Here is a 15,833-nt window from a genome sequence, read left to right on the forward strand (position 1 = left end):
TCTCCCATGTCAGCAGATGACCCCGTGTCAGCGTTGATGTCAGGCAATGCCCCGGCCAGTGACCCCTGGCTTGCGCGTTGGGCCGAAGGCCGGATCGGGTTTCATCTGCCGGCGCCCCATCCGGCGCTGGAGCGCTGGTGGCCGCGTCTCGACGTCGCGCCCCAGGCCAAGGTGCTGGTGCCGCTGTGTGGCAAGAGTCTGGACATGCGCTGGCTGGCGGCTCAGGGGCATCCGGTGCTGGGGATCGAGCTTGCGCGTCAGGCCTGTGAGGCCTTCGTGGCCGAGGGAGTCGGGGATGTCTCGCGCTATCGACTGGATCACTTCGAATGCTTCCGTCAGGGGCCGGTCGAGCTGTGGTGCGGAGACTTCTTCCACTTCCACATCGATCATGTCGATCATCTCGATGCCTTCTATGACCGTGCGGCGCTGATTGCACTGCCCGAGGCGACTCGTCAGCGTTATGCCTTCCATCTGGCTCAGCTGTTGCCGCCCGGCGCTCGCGGCCTGTTGATCAGTCTCGAGCGTGACACAGAGCGTGAACAAGGGCCGCCGTTTCATGTCTCGGAGGCGGAGATCCGGCGGCTGTTGGGCGCCAATTTCACGCTGGAGGTGCTGGAGCGCCGTGCGCCGGATGATCGTGGTCTGCGCGAGACGGTCTGGGCGCTGGTGCGCAAGGGGCCCAGAGAGTGAGTGACTGATCCACCTCGCCGCGATACCTGGCGGGTCTGCCTCATCTCGTGAAACGCCACCGCCGCCCATTGGGCGGCGGTGGCGTTTTCGTTGGACGAGCAGGTGGTGCGGGGCTGCTTGACGCGTCTCCCGAGTGGACTTACTGGTCCAGCTGGCGGATCAGGGTGGTGTCCTGGAAGGCGCGTGTCAGGGCATCCCCGATCACCAGAGAGACCAGTTCGGTATTCTTCTCCTGGCTGGGCTTGAGGGCGTAGCCCTGATCACGCGTGGCGGTATAGCTGCCGGTGTAGCGCTGCTTGCCGGAGACCGCGACCGCCTGGATCACTCCGTTGAGTGCCGCGGTGTCGGTGAGCAGACCGCCGCGCTTCACGCCATAGGCCAGCTCGGTCAGCGAGAGGGTCAGTTCGGTGGCGCCGGCATTGGCCTGCTCGGCGGTCACCGGCACGAAGCCCATGCGGCGCAGGGCGCTGATGGCCTGTGCCTCCAGCTTGGGCGTCAGATCGCCGGTCGGGACCACCAGATAGCTGGAGGCGTTGGTGGCACCATCACGGGTGCCGATGCGCTCAGAGGGTCGCTCGTCGCGCACTTCCACCACCACCTGCTGGCCATGGCCGACCACCCCCATCTCGCCAACCTGCGGGTTGACGTACAGGCGTTGCGGGCTGGTGCCGCAGGCGCTGAGTAGCGCGGTCGTGGCCATCAAGGCCACGCTCATGCAGGTAATACGCAGGTGTCGCATCATCGTTCGGGCTCCCGGGCCGGTGGCCGGTCAACAGTGGAAGGATCACGAGAGCCGGCTGAATGGCAGGCTCCCGGATTGATGGGCGCGAGTATAGGGTCAGATCGCGCCGGGTGAGTAGTGGAAATTCTGGCTCATGGCTGTTCCCGTTCGGCGACGCTCACTGGCCGGGCGGCACCCGGCGCGTCAATGCCAGCAGCCCCAGCAAGGGGCCGGGCAGAATGCTCAGCAGCAACAGGCTGCCCTGTGCGGCGATCAGCGGGGTCAGCAGGGCGATCGAGACCAGTGACAGGCTGAAACCGATGGCATTCATCAAGGCCAGCGCACTGGCCTGCAGCTCGACGGGCGTGCCGCCGGCCGCCAGCGCGGAGAATTGCGGGGAATCGATCACGGCCATCAGACTCCAGAGCGCCAGCAGGCCCAGCAGCAGGCCATAGCCGGCCTCGAGTTGCATGGCACCGACGAACAGCAGGGTGAGGATCACCGAGCCCGCCAATCCCAGGCGCGCGACCCACAGACTCCCGCGGGTGCGCGACAGCCAGCCTCCGACCACGCAACCGGGCCCGCCCACCGCGATCACCATGAAGCTGTGCAGTGCCAGTTGCGTGGCCGAGAGTGAGAGGCCGTTGAGTCTGGCCATGGTCGTCAGCAATAGCGGCACCAATGCCCACAGCGTATAGAGCTCCCACATGTGGCCGAAGTAGCCCAGCGCGCCGCGCACGAAACCGGGATGACGCCAGGCGGCCAGCCCTCGTGTCGCGCGGGCAAGCAAGGACGTCTGCGTCGAGGCAGGCGCTGGTGCGGGCGGGGCGACAGCGGGCAGCAAGGCCACCAGTCCAGCCCCGGCCACGGCCAGCAGCGAGGCCATGCCGATCGCCGCCCCCCAGGGAAGCGAGAAACTGCCACTGAGTTGCAGGGCAGCCAGGCCATGTGGCAGCGAGGTGCCCAGCACCAGCATGCCGACCAGCCAGGCCAGTGCAGCTCCGGCGCGGTCCGGGGCCGTCTGTACCATCAGCTTGAGTCCGATGGGATAGATGCCGGCCAGCGCCAGGCCGGTCAGCACGCGCAGCGCCGAGGCACTCAACAGCCCCGGCGCGAGGATGAGCGCCAGGTTGGTCAGCGCCCCCAGCAGGCACGAAGCCATGAACAGGTGGCGTGCCGCGAAGCGGTCTGCCAGTCCCGCCAGCCCCAGGGTCAGGGTGCCGACGATGAAGCCGCCCTGTACCGAGGAGGTCAGTTGCCCCAGGGCGCCAGCGCTCTCGCCGGCAAAGTTCCAGCTCGCCAGCATTGGCGTCAGCACGGCATTGGGCGTGAACCACAGGCTGGTGCCGAACAGCTGAGCCAGCGCGATGAGGGCGACGGGGTAACGGCTGGCCAGTTGCCGCCAACGGGCATCGGCCGAGGAAAGAGACTTTGAGGAGGACAAGAGAGCACCTGGTTGAGCGCGAGCGACATGAAAACGGGCGACACCGTGGAGTGTCGCCCGTATCGCAGGTCCTGACCAGTCAGGCAGATGACGCATCGCTCAGAGCGTCAGGCGCAGCGCGAGTGGCCTCGCTCAAAGCCCCATGGCCGAGGAGGTGGAGCGGCGCGGGTCGGCACCGCCATAGAAGGTGCCGTCCTGGATCATCACGGACTGGATGGCCCCCATGGCGTCCTTGGTGACGACCTTGTGGCCCATCGCCTCGAGCAGGCGGATGGTGTCCTGACTGATGCCCGCCTCGATGCGGATCTCATCCGGCAGCCACTGGTGGTGGATGCGCGGAGCGCTGACCGCCGACTGGATGTTCATGCCGTGATCGATCACGTTCATCAGCACCTGAAGCGTGGTGGTGATGATGCGCGAGCCGCCGGGGCTGCCGGTGACGAGGAAGTTCTTGCCATCCTTCATCACGATGGTCGGGCTCATGGAGGACAGCATGCGCTTGCCCGGCTCGATCTTGTTGGCGACGCCACCGATCAGGCCATAGGCATTGGGCACGCCTGGCTTGGCGGAGAAGTCATCCATCTCGTTGTTGAGCAGGAAACCTGCGCCATTCACCACGATGCCGGAGCCGTAGCTGAAGTTGATGGTGTAGGTATTGGAGACGGCCAGGCCATTGCCATCGGCGATCGAGAAGTGGGTGGTCTGGTTGGATTCATAGGGCTGCGGCTTGCCGGGCTTGATCTCGCTGGACGGCGTGGCCTGGTTCATGTCGAACTGGCCGCGCAGCTCCTTGGCGTAGTCCTTGGAGGTGATGCCGGCCAGCGGCACATCGACGAAGTCGGTGTCGCCCAGATACTCGGAGCGATCGGCGTAGGCACGGCGCATCGCCTCGGCCATCACGTGGATGGTGGCGGCGGAATTGAAGCCCATCGCCTGGATGTCGTCACCCTCGAGCATGTTGAGAATCTGGACGATGTGCGCCCCGCCGGAGGAGGGCGGGCTCATCGAGAAGATGTCGTAGCCACGATAGGTGCCATGGACCGGCTCACGGATTTCCGGCTCGTAGGCCTTCAGGTCATCCATCGTCATGATGCCGTCATGGCGATCCATCTCGGCGACGATCAGCCTGGCGGTCTCACCTTCATAGAACTCGCGCGGGCCATTGGCGGCGATACGCTTGAGCGTCGCGGCCAGCTCCGGCTGCTTGAACAGCTCGCCAGCTTGATAGTTGCTGCCGTCTGCCTTGTAGAACACCTTGGCGGTGCTGTCCCACTTGGCGAGGCGGTCCTTGGCATCGCTCAGCCCCTTGGCGAAGCGGGTCGGGATGACGAAACCGTCTTCCGCCAGCTTGATGGCCGGAGCCAGTGCCTGCTCGAGCGTCAGGGTGCCGTAGTCCTCCAATGCCTTGGCAAGACCGGCCACGGTGCCGGGGACGCCCGCAGCGCGATGCGTGAAGCGAGACCACTCGGCCACGGCTTCGCCATTCTCGTCCTGGAACATCGTCTCGCTGGCCGCAGCCGGAGCTTTCTCACGGTAATCGATGGCGACCACCTTGCCGGTCTTCTCATCGGACACCAGCATGAAACCGCCGCCACCGATGTTGCCGGAGCGGGGTTGGGTCACGGCCAGCGCGAAGCCGGCCACCACGGCGGCATCGACGGCATTGCCGCCTTCCGCCAGGACATCACGTGCGACCTGTGAGGCCAGGTAATGGCTGGTGGCGACCATGCCATGCTTGCCTTCCACCGGATGGAAACGCTCGCCTTCCAGAATCGCGCTGCTGTCCGCGAAGGCGGCCGGCATCGCGGCGGGCAGCAGACCTGCCAGAGGCAGTAGTGCCGCCGCGGCGAAGGTCTTCAGACGCTTGCGTGCTGCACAAGGGGTGTCGAACATGAGTGGTAGTCCCTTTATCGTTATTGGAGTCGCTGCATGGCGTCGGTGACGCGCGCGCCACGTGCTGTCGTGAGTCGCATCGGGAGTGGCTACCCAGACGAACCGTTTTACTATCAGATGCTAATGCACCAATTTCAACCTCGATGACGACGGCGTCCGTCGCGCAGAGGGGAACGGAAGCGCTGGTGCCGGGACAGCCTGACGCTTCACACAGTGCCTGTCTTTTGTGAGAGGGTGACGTAAAATGCCTCTTCCACTTGCTGATGGCGCCTGATGACATGTCTGATCTACTGCCGAATGATTTCAAGATTGCCCCGTCGATCCTGTCTGCCGACTTCGCCCGCCTGGGGCAGGAAGTCGAGGATGTGCTGGCGTCCGGTGCGGATATCGTGCACTTCGACGTGATGGACAATCATTACGTGCCCAACCTCACCATCGGTCCGATGGTGTGCAAGGCGCTGCGTGACTATGGCATCACGGCAGAGATCGATGCGCACCTGATGGTCACCCCGGTGGATCGCATGATCGGCGACTTCGCCGAGGCAGGCGCCAGCTTCATCACCTTCCATCCGGAAGCCTCCGATCACGTCGATCGCTCGCTGCAACTGATCCGTGACGCGGGCTGCAAGTCCGGCCTGGTGTTCAACCCGGCCACGCCGCTGTCCTATCTCGATTACGTGATGGACAAGGTCGACATGATCCTTCTGATGAGCGTCAATCCGGGCTTCGGCGGGCAGTCCTTCATCCCCGGAACGCTGGACAAGCTGCGTGAAGCGCGCCGGCGCATCGATGCCTCCGGCTACAACATCCGTCTCGAGATCGATGGTGGCGTGAAGGTCGACAACATCGCCGAGATCGCGCGTGCCGGGGCTGACACCTTCGTCGCGGGTTCCGCCATCTTCAATGCGCGCAGCGACAGCGATGCCAACCGCTATGACAGCGTACTGGCGAAACTGCGTGCCGAGCTTGCCAGCGTGCGTGGCTGATCCGGCCATGCCGGAAGCGACTGTGCCGGGAGAACCGTGTATCGCGGACGCGGCGGCGCAGACAGGCGAGACGCCATCCGAGTGGTGGCTGTATGTCCTCGAGACGGCCCAGGGACGCCTCTATACCGGCATCAGTACTGATGTGACGCGTCGCCTGAGCGAGCATGCCGGCGGCAAGCGGGGCGCGCGTGCCCTGCGTGGCAAGGGGCCCTTGACGTTGTGTTATCAACAAGCGGTCGGGGATCGCTCGCGGGCACTCAAGCTCGAGTACCGCGTCAAGCAGCTGAGTGTCTCCGCCAAGCGGCGCCTGATTGCCGGCGAACTGACGCTGGAGAGCCTGCTCGGGTAAGTGCCTGAACGCACAAGTGCCAGAACGAAAAACGCCCCCGACGGAGACCGTCGGGGGCGTTTTCGTTCTGAACAGGTGATCAGTGCAGCTTCATCTTCGGACGCAGGTAGCGATTCAGGCCATCCACGATCACGGTCATGCCGGTCTTGATCACGCCGTGGATCGCCATCTGGTGCATGCGATACAGCGAGGCGTAGAAGAACTTGGCCAGGCGGCCTTCGATGAACAACGAGCGTGCGGAGGCGCCGCGCATCAGCGAGCCGACGGCATCGAAGTGCGCCAGCGAGATCAGCGAGCCGTGATCCTTGAACACGAATTCCTTCAGCGGCTTGTTGTCCATTGCCGCACGCAGATTCTTGACCATCAGACTGGCCTGCTGGTGAGCGGCCTGGGCGCGTGGCGGCACGCGCTTGTCATCCGGCTGCGGGCAGCTGGCGCAATCGCCGAGCGCGAAGATGGCGTCATCGTCGATGCTCTGCATGGTCTGGTGGACCTTGACCTGGTGGTTGCGCTCGGTGGACAGGCCCAGCTCCGACAGGAAGGACGGCGCTCGGATACCGGCGGCCCATACGCTCAGATCCGCCTCGATCAGAGTGCCATCGGCCGTGGTGATGCCGCGTTCGTCGGCACAGGTCACGCGGGTGTCAGTGTGGATGTCCACACCGAGCCGGGTCAGCTCCTTGGCGACCGGCTTGCCGATGCGCTCCGGCAGGGCCGGCAGGATGCGGGGAGCGGCCTCGATCAGATGCACCTTGACCTGACGATCCTCCAGCGAGGAGAAGCCATAGCTGTGCAGCATCTTTGAGGCATCGAACAGCTCGGCGGACAGTTCGACCCCGGTCGCGCCGGCGCCGATGATGGCGACGTTGAGCTGCTGGCGCTCACACTTGTCGCCATTGGCGCTGAAGCGCAGGAAGGTGTCGAGCATGTCGCGACGGAACTTCTCGGCCTGCTGCGGGCTGTCCAGGAAGTGACAGTGCTCAGCGACGCCCTGGGTACCGAAGTCGTTGGACACGCTGCCCAGCGACAGCACCAGATAGTCATAGCTCAGGGTGCGCGAGGGCAGCAGTACGGTGCCGTTGGCATCGTGGATGGCCGCCAGTGTCAGCTGCTTCTCTTCGCGCTCCAGGCTTTCGAGAGTCCCGCGTTGGAACTTGTAGCCGTGGGCCTTGGAATGGCCCTGGTAGGACACCTCATCAAGACCGGAATCCAGCACGCCGGTGGCCACTTCGTGCAGCAGAGGCTTCCAGATATGCGTGGAATTGCGATCGATGAGGATGATTTCGGCTTTCTTCTTGCGACCCAGCTTGTGGCCAAGCTTGGTGACAAGTTCCAGACCGCCGGCGCCACCGCCGACAACCACGATGCGGGGAATAGCCATGGAGAGCTCCTGAGAGTGACAAGATCGAAAAGGACAAGCAGAAACTGGCTGTCGCCGGAGCGTCGGGTTGCGCGTTTTTTCGTTGTCACTGGCGCCACACCCGGAGGGACGGTCGACTGAATGGCGCTATGGTAACGTGACCGCTGGCGTGCTAATAGTGGCAGGGTGAAGGAATGTAATTTTTTTACGGATTTTTCCAACAAAACAGATGAAACCATGCGTTGCGTGGATGAATGGCGGACGATTCTCGTCCCGTGACAGCCGGATTCAGCGAGTGATCTCAGGAGGCCAGGTGAGCGAAAAGACGGTAACGCAGACTTCCGACGAGGCGTCTGTCCAGACCGCGTCTCATTCCACTTCCACGCCCTGCGATACCGCGCGTGGCGGGGACGCTCTCGGGCCCCGACCCGAGCAGGTACAGAGCCTCGATCACGGGCTGGCGCATCCGGCATTGCGGGGCATCAAGATGGTGGCCTTCGATCTGGATGGCACCCTGATCGACTCGGTGCCGGATCTTGCCAACGCGATCGACAGGATGCTGGTCGATGAAGGCTTGTCGGCACTCGGGGAAGAGCGCGTGCGCGACTTCGTCGGCAATGGCGCGCGGGTGCTGGTGGAGCGAGCGCTTGAGGCGCATGGTCTGGCGACGGATGATCTGACGCGGGTCGAGCGCGCGCATCAGTGCTTCCTGGCGCATTACGCCGCGGACCCCAGCTCGCGTACACGGCTATATCCCGGTGCGCGTGACTGTCTGGAGGGGTTGCATCAGGCCGGTGTGGTCGTGGTGCTGATCACCAACAAGCCGGAAACCTTCATCGAACCGCTGCTCTCGCATTTCTCGCTGGCGGAACACTTCGCGCTGGCGTTGGGGGGCGACAGCCTGCCGACGCGCAAGCCAGACCCCGCGCCGTTGCTGTTCGCGGCCGAGCGCCTGGGGGTCGCGCCGCGGGAGGCGTTGATGGTCGGGGATTCACGTCACGATATCGCGGCAGGTCGCGCCGCCGGTTTCCGGACGCTGGCGGTGCCCTACGGCTACAACCACGGTGAGCCGATCGCGCGCAGTCATCCGGATCACATCGTCGAGTCCCTGGCCGAGCTGGTCGTCGCAGGCTGAGCCTGCCAGACAGCGCTGCCGCCACCGGCACGCGATGATAGACTGACGCCAGACAAGCCGGTCGCGTACCGGCAACGCCCCCTCCGTGGAAGGAACTGCAGGTCATGATGACCCCACAACACTTCGCTGAACTGGCCGAGGCAGGCTACAACCGCATTCCCGTTACTCGTGACGTGCTGGCGGACCTCGACACACCGCTGTCCACCTATCTCAAGCTGGCTGACATGCCGTGGACCTTCCTGCTGGAGTCCGTGCAGGGCGGCGAGAAGTGGGGGCGCTATTCGATCATCGGCTTGCCGTGCCGTGAGCGCATCGAGGTGCGTGGTCAGGTCGTGGCGCATCTGGTCAATGGCGAGCAGACCGGCATGACCGAGGTGGAAGATCCGCTCGAGTGGATCGAGCAGTTCCAGACGCGCTTCCGGGTGCCGGTCATCGAGGGCGCACCGCGCTTCAATGGCGGGCTGGTCGGCTACTTCGGCTATGACACCGTGCGCTACATCGAACCGCGCCTGCGGGGCGTCGAGAAGCCGGACCCGCTGGGCGTGCCGGATATCCTGTTGATGGTGGCCGACGAGCTGGTGATCTTCGACAATCTCTCTGGCCGCCTGACGTTGCTGACCCATGCCGACCCCGAGACACCCAATGCCTTCGAGGCAGCCTGCGAGCGTCTCGAGCGCCTCGAGATCCAGCTGCGCAGCGCCACGCTGAATACCGTCAGCCCCGGTACCGGCGGTGATCCGGTCCAGGAGACCGATTTCACTTCCGGCTTCACCGAGGAAGGCTTCAAGGGCGCGGTCGAGAAGATCAAGGAATACGTGCTGGCCGGTGATGTCATGCAGTGCGTGCCGTCCCAGCGCATGTCGATTCCCTACCGTGCCGCGCCGTTGGATCTCTATCGTGCGCTGCGCAGTCTGAATCCCTCGCCGTACATGTTCTTCTTCAATCTGGATGACCATCACGTCATCGGTTCGTCGCCCGAGATTCTCTCGCGTCTCGAGGATGGCGAAGTCGCGGTGCGTCCCATTGCCGGGACGCGCGTACGCGGTGCCACCGAAGAGGAGGATCTGGCGCTCGAGAAGGATCTGCTCTCGGACCCCAAGGAAATCGCCGAGCATCTGATGCTGATCGACCTGGGCCGCAACGATGCCGGGCGCATCAGTCAGACCGGCAGCGTCAAGGTGACGGACCAGATGGTGGTGGAACGCTACTCCCACGTCATGCACATCGTCTCCAACGTCACCGGCAAGCTAAAGGAAGGGCTGGGGCCGATGGACGTGCTGCGTGCCACCTTCCCGGCGGGCACGCTGTCCGGCGCGCCGAAGATTCGCGCCATGGAGATCATCGACGAGCTGGAGCCGGTCAAGCGTGGCATCTACTCGGGTGCGGTGGGCTATCTCTCCTGGCACGGCAACATGGATACCGCGATCGCGATCCGTACCGCCGTGCTCAAGGATCAGGTGCTTCACGTCCAGGCCGGTGCCGGGGTGGTCGCGGATTCCGTCCCGCAGTCCGAGTGGGACGAGACCCTCAACAAGGGGCGCGCACTGTTCCGTGCCGTGGCGATGGCGGAGCGTGGCCTGGACAACCTGGACTGATTGCCGCGCCATGCACGACAGGGAGTGGCCCGGCGGCCTTGCGGGGCCGCTCCCTGCAATGTCGCATGTGATTGACACTCCCAACGGCTCAACGCACTATTGACCCATGACGCTACGTAACCCGCACGACCTCAACCAGCAGTGGTGGCGCTCCTGACAACGGGGCGGCTTTCGCATGTCTGAAGTTCGAGGACGTACGACCAGAAGAATGCCGCCGACCAGGGCGGCATTTTTGTTGCTGGACGGCGGGAACGACACCAAAGGAGGGCGGGCAGGCCGGTGAATCACGGCACGGATCCGCTCCCGAGAATGGACACTGACCATGCAGGCATTCACTTCGCAGGACGCCAGCGCGCCACGCGTGCTGATGATCGACAACTTTGACAGCTTCACCTACAACATCGTCCAGTATCTGAGCGAGCTTGGGGCCGAAGTGCTGACCGTGCGCAATGACGCCATCACGCTCGAGCAGATCGAGGCGCTCGGTGCCACGCATCTGGTGCTGGGGCCGGGGCCGTGCACGCCCAATGAGGCCGGGATTACCCTGGACGTCATCCGTCACTTTGCCGGCAAGCTGCCGATCCTGGGGGTCTGTCTCGGCCATCAGGCCATCGGTCAGGTCTACGGTGGCAAGGTGGTGCGTGCCCCTCAGGTAATGCATGGCAAGACCTCCGCCGTCCATCACGACAACAGTGGCGTCTTCGCCGCGTTGGCCGAGCCGCTGGAAGTCACGCGTTATCACTCGCTGGTCGTCGAGCGCGACAGTCTGCCTGAGTGTCTTGTCGTCACCAGCTGGACGGGAGACGACGATGTCACCCCGCAGCTGATCATGGGACTGCGCCATCGCGAGCTTGATGTCGAGGGTGTGCAGTTCCACCCCGAGTCGATCCTCACATTGCAGGGTCATGAGCTTCTGGCTAACTTCCTGCGTCGCGGCGAGGTCGAGAAAGCCGCTTGAGCGGATGCAGATCGCAAGAGTCATATTTCATTTTCATGCGTCAGCCGCCGAGGCTGGCGTCTGCGGAGACACAACATGCAGATGCGTGAGGCGATTGGCGCCGTGATGCGCCGCCAGCACCTGAGCTACGACGACACTCATGCGGTCATGACGGCCATCATGACCGGCGAGGCAACCCAGGCGCAGATAGGGGCGCTGTTGATGGCCCTGTCGATGAAAGGCGAGACGGTCGATGAGCTGGCCGCTGCCGCGCAGGTGATGCGTGAATTGATGACGCGAGTCACGGTGCGCGCCACCGATGCGGTGGACATCGTGGGTACCGGCGGAGATGGGGCCAATCTGTTCAATGTGTCCACTGCCGCAAGTTTCGTCGTGGCCGCCGCCGGTGGGCATGTGGCCAAGCATGGCAACCGCAGTGTCTCCTCGTCGTCCGGCAGTGCGGATCTGCTCGAATCGGCTGGCATCCATCTGGCGCTGAATGCCGAACAGGTCGCGCGCTGCATCGATGATATCGGGGTCGGCTTCATGTTCGCGCCCAATCATCATGCTGCCATGAAGCACGTGATCGGTCCGCGTCGCGAGATGGGGGTGCGCACCATGTTCAACATCCTGGGTCCGCTGACCAATCCGGCTGGCGCTACCCGTCAGGTGCTCGGCGTGTATGACCCCGCGCTGGTGCCGCTGATGGCCGAGGTGCTCAAGCGTCTCGGGGCCGAGCATGTGCTGGTGGTGCACAGCGATGACGGTCTGGACGAGATCTCGCTGGCGGCGCCGACCCTGGTCAATGAGCTCAAGGATGGCGAGATCCGCGAATACCGCATCGCGCCGGAAGACTTCGGTATCGCGCGCCAGTCGCTGGATTCGCTGGCAGTCGCGACGTCTGCCGAGAGCTTGAAGCTGGTGCAGCAGGCGCTGCGCGGAGACGAGGGGCCGGCCAGCGATATCGTGGCGCTCAATGCCGGTGCGGCCCTGTACGTGGCCGGTATCGCGGACAGTCTCAAGGAAGGCGTCAATATTGCCGAGGACGTGCAGGCCAGCAAGCTGCCCTTCGAGAAGATGAAGGAGCTTGCCGATTTCACCCGTGTCTACGCCCAGGTCAATGATGAAGGAGCGACCCGCTGATGAGTACCGAGCAACAGACGACTGACAAGGCGCTGCCGACCATCCTGGCCAGAATTCTGGCGCGCAAGGAAGAAGAGATCGCCGAGCGCAGTGCGGCGGTGGGCGAGGCGGACCTTCAGACGCTGATCGAGAAGCAGAGTGCGCCGCGTGGTTTCATCAAGGCGCTGACATCTCGTATCGATCGCGGTGAGCCGGCCATCATCGCCGAGGTGAAGAAGGCCTCTCCCTCCAAGGGCGTGATTCGTGAAGACTTCGCGCCGGCCGAGATCGCCGTGGCATATGAGCAGGCCGGCGCTGCCTGCCTGTCGGTGCTGACCGATGCCGACTTCTTCCAGGGGCATGAGGACTTCATGATCGAGGCGCGCGACGCCGTCTCGATCCCGGTGATCCGCAAGGACTTCATCATTCATCCCTATCAGGTGCTCGAGGCGCGTGCCATCGGTGCCGACTGCATTCTGCTGATCGTCGCGGCACTGGACGATGCACGCCTGAGTGCTCTGCATGATCAGGCGCGAGAGCTGGGCATGGATGTGCTGGTCGAGGTGCATGATGGCGAGGAGCTCAAGCGTGCGCTGGCGCTGGGGATCGAGCTGGTCGGAATCAACAACCGTGATCTGCGTAGCTTCGAGACTTCACTGGAGACGACGCTGGACCTGTTGACCGACATGCCATCGGGGGTGCGCGTCGTGACCGAATCAGGTATCCACACCCGTGAGGATGTGGCGAAGATGCGTGACCGTGGTGTCCACGGCTTCCTGGTGGGCGAGGCCTTCATGCGCTTCGAAGACCCGGGTGAAGGCTTGCGTGGGCTGTTCTTTCCACAGTAGACAGTCTGTACTTTGGTAATATTGTTATCTTTAAGATAACAAAAGCCCGTCTAGGAATGCCGAGACGGGCTTTTTCATGTCGCCAGGTCAAGCTTGGTGAGCTCAGTTCGACGGGCTCAGCTCGAAGGACTCGGTCTGGCAGGCTCAGTACGACCAGTGCAGCCGCTCGGCAGTTTCAGTGTCCGCTGTCGATGGCTGCATGTGACCCGAGCAGGGCATCGGCGATTTCCTCGACCCCGGCGCCATGACCGTGGCGGGTCAGCCAGGCGGGCTCCCAGCCCAGCGCTGCACGATGCTTGAGGATATTGGCGACGCCCACGGTATGCCGGAAGGTAGCGAACATCGGCGCGTCATTGGGGGCATCGCCGACGTACATCACCTCCTGTTCCAGTTGCATGCGGTCCAGTCCGAAGGTCTCGGTCAGGACTCGCACGGCCATGCGTGCCTTGTCGAAGTCACCCTGCCAGGCATTGATATGGATGGAGCTGGCACGCGCCTGAATGCCGGCGGCCGTGAAGCCGGCGATGATGGCGTGGATCTGTGCCTGCGACAGCGGGCTGACGGCCTGACAGTGGTCCACCGCGACATCCGCGTAGCGGAAGGGCTGGTCCTGGGCCAGTGCGGCCTGGGGGTGGTTGAGCAGCAGCTGGCGCGCCACCGTCATCACATGGCGTTGACGCGCGCGCAGACGTGCTTCGTCCTCCCACCAGGTCGTGAGTATCCGCTGCCCCTGGCGCTGAAAGGCGAAGGCGCCGTTCTCCCCGATCACGGCGGCCACTGGCCAGGCCCTGGCGATATGATCGCACCAGCCGGCACAGCCGCCCGTGACCGGAATGACCTTGATGCCGGCTGCCTCCAGGCGCTCGAGTGCCGCCAATGTCGAGGCATCGAGTCGCCCTTCCCGGGTGAGGGTGTCATCGATGTCGGTCAGCAGGTAGCGAATGCCGGACAGGGTGGTGGCTGGGCAGTGAGCGAAGGCTTGCATGGTGATTCCGATCATCCTCGTGAGCGGTGGGCCACAGGGGCGGGGGCTGAGTGATTCATTGGCGGTACATCACCTGCAGTGAGTGAGCCTCCGCCTCGGTCAACGCCATCTGGTGCTCGCTGGCGTGTGGGGGGCTGTCGGTGATCAGCAGATCGATATCGGTGAGCGGGCCGATCCGGCACATGGCGGCACGCCCCCACTTGCTGGCATCGGTGACCAGGATGCGGCGTCTGGCATGCCTGAGCAGGGCGCGACTGACGGCGGCCTCTTCAGGGTCGAAATCCAGCAGCCCCTCGGCATCCAGCCCGCCACATCCCAGCACGGCGATGTCCACCTGATGCCGGGTGAAGAAGGCCACGGTGGCGCTGCCGACCACATCGAGATCCCGAGGGCGAAGCTGGCCCTCGGCAAGCTGCACGCTGACATCCGGGTGGCTGGAAAGCGCTTGTGCCACCTGCAGGTTGTTGGTGATCACGCGCAGGCCGCGCCGGGCGATCAGTGCCTCGGCGACAGCCACCACGCTGGTGCCGATTCCCAGTGCCAGCGAGGCGCCATCGGGTATCTCGGCGACGACCTGGGCCGCCATGGCCTGCTTGGCCGGTCTCGCCAGCATGCTGCGCTGGGTGTGGCCCAGATTGTGTCCACCCAGCGGACGTTCGATGCCGCCATGACGCCGTCGCGCCAGTCCGAGATCACACAGCACGCCGAGATCGCGGCGTATGGTCTGCGGTGTGACCTCGAAGTCCACGGCCAGCGGCTCGACGCTCAACTGGCCGTCTCGCGCCAGGCGCTCGAGAATGCGCAGCTGGCGCGGGCTCAATGTCTCCAGTGACTGGCTCATGGCGATCTCATGACAAGGTGCGTTCGGTACAGGGAGACTGCGCAAGGTCCTGCTCGGAGAAGATACCGGGGTCATCGCTGATGACGGCACTGACCCCCCAGGCCCAGCGAGGGGAGAAGGCCGCGGCATCGTTGGGCGTGTAGCAGAGCAGCTTGCGCTGGGTGGCCGTGACGCGACTCGCCGCGACACGTGTCAGTGCACGCCAGTCCGCATGTACGGTGACTGCCTTCACGTCCTCGGCCAATGCCTCCCAGTCGTCAGGAATGGCGTCGTAGAGCAGCCCGATCATCACCTTGCCGTCACGTTCCCGGCTCATGCGCAGGGCTTGCGGGTCGAATGACGAGAGAATCAGCCGCCCGACGGGCAGCGCCCCGACCGCCATGGGCACGACTTTCTCGACCAGTGCTCGAGTGTCGTGCCCCGGACTCAGCTTGAGCTCGAGATTGAGCCCCATGCTCAGCGAGGCGATCAATGCCAGGGCTTCCTCGAGTGTCGCCATGCGTTCCCCGGCAAAGCGGGCACTGAACCAGCTGCCTACATCCAGCGCCCGGGCCGCTGCCAGATCCAGGTTTCTCAGCCGCCCACGCCCATCGGAGCAACGATTGACGCTGGCATCGTGCCAGATGACAGGAGTGCCATCCTTGAGCAGCTGGACATCCAGCTCCACCCATTGGTGGCCGGCCTCGTGGGCGGCGCGAATGGCGCTGAGCGTGTTTTCCGGCGCATAGGCGGACAACCCGCGGTGAGCGATGGTCATTGGCAATGCAAGTGATGTGCCGTGGGAGAAAGATGATGACATCGATGAACCTCGTTGGTGGATGGTGTCAGGCTCGACGCGTCAGGACGAGCACCCGGCGTGTCCTTGTTACCATCCGATGATGACGCTACGGGGGCAATCACTTTTGTGTGCATGTGCCTTTCGCGACA

15 protein-coding genes are annotated in these 15,833 nt (G+C 64.1%); 8 read left to right on the forward strand and 7 right to left on the reverse strand.

From position 1 onward, the window contains the following. Positions 1-6 precede the first annotated feature (6 nt). Positions 7-690: a thiopurine S-methyltransferase gene (tmpT, locus tag OW493_RS16595; RefSeq protein WP_240499588.1), complete on the forward strand. Its 684-nt coding sequence runs from the start codon at positions 7-9 to the stop codon at positions 688-690. Positions 691-829: 139 nt separating this feature from the next. On the opposite strand, the gene OW493_RS16600 is transcribed toward tmpT, so the two are convergent. The 3 genes from OW493_RS16600 to ggt form a co-directional block, all read right to left on the reverse strand. Further along, positions 830-1,432 (reverse strand): YajG family lipoprotein, encoded by a 603-nt coding sequence (locus OW493_RS16600; RefSeq protein ID WP_077371405.1) that lies wholly within the window; start codon positions 1,430-1,432, stop codon positions 830-832. A gap of 157 nt (positions 1,433-1,589) precedes the next feature. Beyond that, on the reverse strand, positions 1,590-2,855 hold the full coding sequence (locus tag OW493_RS16605; protein ID WP_279855215.1) for an MFS transporter: 1,266 nt from the start codon (positions 2,853-2,855) through the stop codon (positions 1,590-1,592). Positions 2,856-2,987: 132 nt separating this feature from the next. Then, complete coding sequence (gene ggt / locus OW493_RS16610) at positions 2,988-4,658, reverse strand: gamma-glutamyltransferase (RefSeq protein ID WP_289864951.1); 1,671 nt, start codon at positions 4,656-4,658, stop codon at positions 2,988-2,990. A gap of 368 nt (positions 4,659-5,026) precedes the next feature. On the opposite strand from ggt, the gene rpe reads away from it, so the two are divergent. Next, positions 5,027-5,734 carry a ribulose-phosphate 3-epimerase gene (gene rpe, locus OW493_RS16615; protein ID WP_077373074.1) on the forward strand — a complete coding sequence of 236 codons (708 nt, stop codon included), beginning with the start codon at positions 5,027-5,029 and terminating at the stop codon, positions 5,732-5,734. A 7-nt stretch (positions 5,735-5,741) separates the two neighbouring features. Beyond that, the gene (locus OW493_RS16620) at positions 5,742-6,083 is read left to right on the forward strand and encodes a GIY-YIG nuclease family protein (protein ID WP_136938365.1); all 342 of its coding nucleotides are present in this window, start codon (positions 5,742-5,744) and stop codon (positions 6,081-6,083) included. A 79-nt stretch (positions 6,084-6,162) separates the two neighbouring features. Here the strand turns inward: OW493_RS16620 and OW493_RS16625 are convergent, their stop codons facing one another. Further along, a complete protein-coding gene (locus OW493_RS16625) occupies positions 6,163-7,464 on the reverse strand; it encodes an NAD(P)/FAD-dependent oxidoreductase (protein ID WP_077371416.1) in 1,302 nt (433 codons plus the stop codon). Positions 7,465-7,930: 466 nt separating this feature from the next. On the opposite strand from OW493_RS16625, the gene OW493_RS16630 reads away from it, so the two are divergent. The 5 genes from OW493_RS16630 (at position 7,931) to trpC (ending at position 13,080) form a co-directional block, all read left to right on the forward strand. After that, positions 7,931-8,578 carry a phosphoglycolate phosphatase gene (locus OW493_RS16630; protein WP_176502909.1) on the forward strand — a complete coding sequence of 216 codons (648 nt, stop codon included), beginning with the start codon at positions 7,931-7,933 and terminating at the stop codon, positions 8,576-8,578. 107 nt (positions 8,579-8,685) lie between these two features. After that, a complete protein-coding gene (gene trpE, locus OW493_RS16635; protein ID WP_077373081.1) occupies positions 8,686-10,173 on the forward strand; it encodes an anthranilate synthase component I in 1,488 nt (495 codons plus the stop codon). A 322-nt stretch (positions 10,174-10,495) separates the two neighbouring features. Continuing rightward, on the forward strand, positions 10,496-11,131 hold the full coding sequence (locus OW493_RS16640) for an aminodeoxychorismate/anthranilate synthase component II (RefSeq protein ID WP_077371419.1): 636 nt from the start codon (positions 10,496-10,498) through the stop codon (positions 11,129-11,131). Between the two features lie 75 nt (positions 11,132-11,206). Next, entirely contained in the window at positions 11,207-12,253 is a 1,047-nt protein-coding gene (gene trpD / locus OW493_RS16645) for an anthranilate phosphoribosyltransferase (RefSeq protein WP_289864943.1), read from the forward strand. Beyond that, the gene (gene trpC / locus OW493_RS16650) at positions 12,253-13,080 is read left to right on the forward strand and encodes an indole-3-glycerol phosphate synthase TrpC (protein WP_191236610.1); all 828 of its coding nucleotides are present in this window, start codon (positions 12,253-12,255) and stop codon (positions 13,078-13,080) included. The genes trpD and trpC overlap by 1 nt, the downstream gene beginning before the upstream one ends. A 175-nt stretch (positions 13,081-13,255) precedes the next feature. Here the strand turns inward: trpC and OW493_RS16655 are convergent, their stop codons facing one another. From OW493_RS16655 to OW493_RS16665, 3 genes are read right to left on the reverse strand one after another with little or no spacing between them, the layout of a single operon-like run. After that, positions 13,256-14,065, reverse strand: a complete 810-nt coding sequence (locus tag OW493_RS16655) for an HAD-IIB family hydrolase (protein ID WP_084209799.1) — start codon at positions 14,063-14,065, stop codon at positions 13,256-13,258. A gap of 55 nt (positions 14,066-14,120) precedes the next feature. Further along, entirely contained in the window at positions 14,121-14,906 is a 786-nt protein-coding gene (locus OW493_RS16660) for a DeoR/GlpR family DNA-binding transcription regulator (protein ID WP_167593051.1), read from the reverse strand. A 7-nt stretch (positions 14,907-14,913) separates the two neighbouring features. Beyond that, the gene (locus tag OW493_RS16665; RefSeq protein ID WP_289864944.1) at positions 14,914-15,705 is read right to left on the reverse strand and encodes a glycerophosphodiester phosphodiesterase family protein; all 792 of its coding nucleotides are present in this window, start codon (positions 15,703-15,705) and stop codon (positions 14,914-14,916) included. Between the last annotated feature and the right edge of the window lie 128 nt (positions 15,706-15,833).

The sequence above is a fragment of the Cobetia sp. 14N.309.X.WAT.E.A4 genome (assembly GCF_030397495.1).
Lineage (GTDB): Bacteria > Pseudomonadota > Gammaproteobacteria > Pseudomonadales > Halomonadaceae > Cobetia > Cobetia marina.

Bases quoted from the DNA above. Each gene is read 5' to 3' on its own strand.
- trpC (WP_191236610.1), top strand. From the start codon at position 12,253: ATGAGTACCGAGCAACAGACGACTGACAAGGCGCTGCCGACCATCCTG.
- OW493_RS16600 (WP_077371405.1), bottom strand. From the start codon at position 1,432: ATGATGCGACACCTGCGTATTACCTGCATGAGCGTGGCCTTGATGGCC.
- OW493_RS16660 (WP_167593051.1), bottom strand. From the start codon at position 14,906: ATGAGCCAGTCACTGGAGACATTGAGCCCGCGCCAGCTGCGCATTCTC.
- OW493_RS16665 (WP_289864944.1), bottom strand. From the start codon at position 15,705: ATGTCATCATCTTTCTCCCACGGCACATCACTTGCATTGCCAATGACC.
- tmpT (WP_240499588.1), top strand. From the start codon at position 7: ATGTCAGCAGATGACCCCGTGTCAGCGTTGATGTCAGGCAATGCCCCG.
- OW493_RS16655 (WP_084209799.1), bottom strand. From the start codon at position 14,065: ATGCAAGCCTTCGCTCACTGCCCAGCCACCACCCTGTCCGGCATTCGC.
- trpE (WP_077373081.1), top strand. From the start codon at position 8,686: ATGACCCCACAACACTTCGCTGAACTGGCCGAGGCAGGCTACAACCGC.
- OW493_RS16630 (WP_176502909.1), top strand. From the start codon at position 7,931: ATGGTGGCCTTCGATCTGGATGGCACCCTGATCGACTCGGTGCCGGAT.
- OW493_RS16625 (WP_077371416.1), bottom strand. From the start codon at position 7,464: ATGGCTATTCCCCGCATCGTGGTTGTCGGCGGTGGCGCCGGCGGTCTG.
- trpD (WP_289864943.1), top strand. From the start codon at position 11,207: ATGCAGATGCGTGAGGCGATTGGCGCCGTGATGCGCCGCCAGCACCTG.
- rpe (WP_077373074.1), top strand. From the start codon at position 5,027: ATGTCTGATCTACTGCCGAATGATTTCAAGATTGCCCCGTCGATCCTG.
- ggt (WP_289864951.1), bottom strand. From the start codon at position 4,658: ATGCCGGCCGCCTTCGCGGACAGCAGCGCGATTCTGGAAGGCGAGCGT.
- OW493_RS16620 (WP_136938365.1), top strand. From the start codon at position 5,742: ATGCCGGAAGCGACTGTGCCGGGAGAACCGTGTATCGCGGACGCGGCG.
- OW493_RS16640 (WP_077371419.1), top strand. From the start codon at position 10,496: ATGCAGGCATTCACTTCGCAGGACGCCAGCGCGCCACGCGTGCTGATG.